Below are 3240 nucleotides of genomic sequence, written 5' to 3' on the forward strand. Positions count from 1 at the left end.
TTTATGGGCAAAGTCAACGACATAGCAAGCAAATTCAGTCCGGAAACAATTTTAGCGGAGCTGGATAAATTCACGACTTCATTCATGGGTAAAGTCAACGATATAGCAAGCAAATTCAGCCCTGAATCAATATTAAAAGAACTGGACAAATTTGCGGCTTCTTTTATGGAAAAGATAGATGACATCGTCAGCAAATTCAGTCCGGAAGCTATATTAAAAGAACTGGACAAATTTGCGGCCTCTTTTATGAAAAAGATAGATGACATCGTCAGCAAATTCAGCCCTGAATCAATATTAAAAGAACTGGACAAATTTACAGATTCATTTATGAAAAAAGTTGACGACGTCGTGGGCAAATTCAGTCCTGATGCCATTATCAAGCGCGCGGAACAATTTGTGAATGACACCATTGACCGAATTACTGAGAAGTTCGATTTTCTTAATCCTGATAAAATATTAGAAAAAGTGGACCAGTTCACATCATCATTGTTCGGCGGCATTGATAAAAAGTTCGGCAAATTCAGTCCGGATGCAATCATAGAAAAAGCTGAAAAATTTGTTGATAACATTGTCAGCAAGATCGCAAAAAAAATCGAGAAATTCAGTCCGGATAAAATCATTGATAAAGTCGGGGAATTTCTAGAAAAGATTATGACAGGCATTGCTGAAAAATTGGGCAATTTCAATATTGGCGGGTTATTAGGCGGTAAAAAGAAAAATGAAAAAGGCAAGGGCAGCATGTCCGGGGGAAGTGTCCAAAGCCCGAATCGCCCTAATGTAACCAAGCGGCCGCAGCCGGCCGGACCGGCGGTTAAATCATCCGGAAGGTCTGCCAAAAAGACAGGGGGCGCGTGGGGCGGCTGTTGCTGCTGCACCGGAGTCTCACGCAGCAACAGCAATAAAGTCGAGGATAGAAATAAATCTTCCAAACGTGATACAGCTGGAAAGAGAAGCCAAAATTCCTCTTTAAATACACCGAAAACAAAAGGTTCAAGTAAAGGGATGGCGAGCCTTTTGAAAGGGATAGAAGGCTCCAAGACATTAAAGGGCGGACTGAAAGGATTAAAAGGTGCGGCTAAAGGGATTCCCGGCATAGGTGAATTATTGTCACTTACTGATCTAGTCGGAATGAATAAAGACAACGCTGGGGAAAAAATAGGTTCAGCAGGCGGCGGTTTGGCCGGGGCGGCTGCCGGAGCAGCGATAGGAAGTGTCGTTCCCGGAGTCGGAACATTAATTGGAGGAGCGGTAGGCGGAATCGCCGGCAGTTTAGGCGGTTCCAGCTTAGGTGAAGCCTTTGATTCCGGAGCTTTGAAAGATACGTGGAATGAAATCACGAAAGCCGCTCAAGGTGCTTGGTCAACGATACAAGACACTTGGGGGAGCGTTTCTTCATGGTTCATGGACAATGTATGGACGCCTGTATCATCAGCCGTTGTCGGAGTGGCGACAAGCATCTGGTCGAATATTGTAAATGCATGGACGATCATTCAAGGCATTTTCAGCACGGTATCGGCATGGTTCATGGACAATGTATGGACGCCTGTATCATCAGCCGTTGTCGGAGTGGCGACAAGCATCTGGTCGAATATCGTAAATGCATGGACGACCATTCAAAATGTTTTCAGCACAGTATCGGCATGGTTTATGAGCACCGTCTGGGAGCCTGTTAAAGCAGCTGTAGTTGGAGTAGCGACTTCCATTTGGAGTAATATCACAGGAGCTTGGGATAAAATTAAGTCTGTTTTCAGCACGGTTTCCGGCTGGTTCATGGACACGGTATGGAACCCTGTGAAAAACACTGTAACAGATGTCGGAAAAGGAATATCAGATGCTTTCCAGACTGCTTTAGATACTGTAAAGGATATTTGGAAAGGGTTAAGCGGCTGGTTTGAGAAAAACATTCAAGAGCCTCTTACAAAAGTGGGAGAAGCCATATCAGATGCATTTTCTGCGGCATTCGGCTGGGTGAAAAAAATATGGGACAAAGCGGGCGGCGCGGTGTCAAGCGTTATAAACTTTGTGACAGGCGGCGGAGATAAGAAGAAAAAGCCAGATAAAAACGCCACAGGCGGATACATCACAAAACCGACCATTTCATGGATCGGCGAAGCCGGCAAGGAGTTTGTCATTCCCGTTGACAATAATCGGGGCCGCGGCAAAATGCTTCTGTCACAAGCGGCATCAAAGCTCGGCATGCGAGTTGTCGAGGATATGGGTTCGGCATCAGCATCCCCGGCCGGTACGCCGGCTTTAGGAGGCGTTTCAGCGTCTTCCATGTCCGCATCCGTTTCACCGTCTGTTGATGCATCCGGCCTCAATGGCCAGGCTTCAGCACTCGGCAAACAATTTACGGAAGGGTTTGACACCGGCATCAGCAGCAATGCGGTGGATATGGATACCTGGAAACAGAAGAACATCAGCACGCCGTTTAATGATTTGATTTCTGCTTCCCCGAACTACGGAAAGCAAGTCGTCACAAGCTATGCCAAAGGGCAAAATGCGACGCAGACGGGAACCGATGCGTTTTTACAATCGAAAGTCAAAACGCCTTATCAATCGGCGGTCAATCAATCATCCTCTTGGGGCATCGGAACGGTCAAAGGGTTCTCGGCCGGGCAAAATGCAAAGGATACCGGAACGGCGCAATATGTGAGCACACATGTAGATAAACCGTTCCTGCAATCGAAGGACGCCTCAAACGGATGGGGATCTGGCTTAGTCGGCAACTTCGTATCCGGAATGATTTCCAAAGGAAGCGAAGTGAAACAGGCGGCGAAAGATATGGCCAAAAAGGTTGAGGAGGCTTTCCGGGAAGAGCTTGATATCCATTCTCCTTCCCGCGTCATGATGAGTCTCGGCCGCTTTGCTTCAGTCGGTGTCGTCAAGGGACTGGGTTCTGTTGATGTGAAAAAATTCGCCGAAAAACAAGCAGGATCGCTCGCGGCCGCTTTTTCAGGCATGGGCGCTGCCGGAGGAAACGTCAAGGAGTGGCTTTTGGCTGCAATGAGCGCTACGAATACGCCATTAAGCTGGCTTCCGGGATTAATGACCATCGCTCAAAATGAATCCGGGGGCAATCCGAACGCCATTAACTTATGGGACAGCAACGCAAAAGCGGGGCATCCGTCACAAGGGCTCATGCAGACAATCCCGAGCACGTTTAACGATCATAAAGCACCGGGCATGAATGATATCCGAAACCCGATTCACAATGCGGCAGCGGCTATTGGCTATATT

General features: G+C 47.3%; 1 protein-coding gene. It reads left to right on the top strand.

Annotated features, from left to right (window positions below; translation table 11 throughout):
• Window positions 1-3240, top strand: a 3240-nt coding sequence (locus AXI59_RS15090; RefSeq protein ID WP_061528627.1) for a transglycosylase SLT domain-containing protein, incomplete at both ends; no start/stop codon positions are given.

It is taken from the genome of Bacillus nakamurai (assembly GCF_001584325.1).
GTDB lineage: Bacteria > Bacillota > Bacilli > Bacillales > Bacillaceae > Bacillus > Bacillus nakamurai.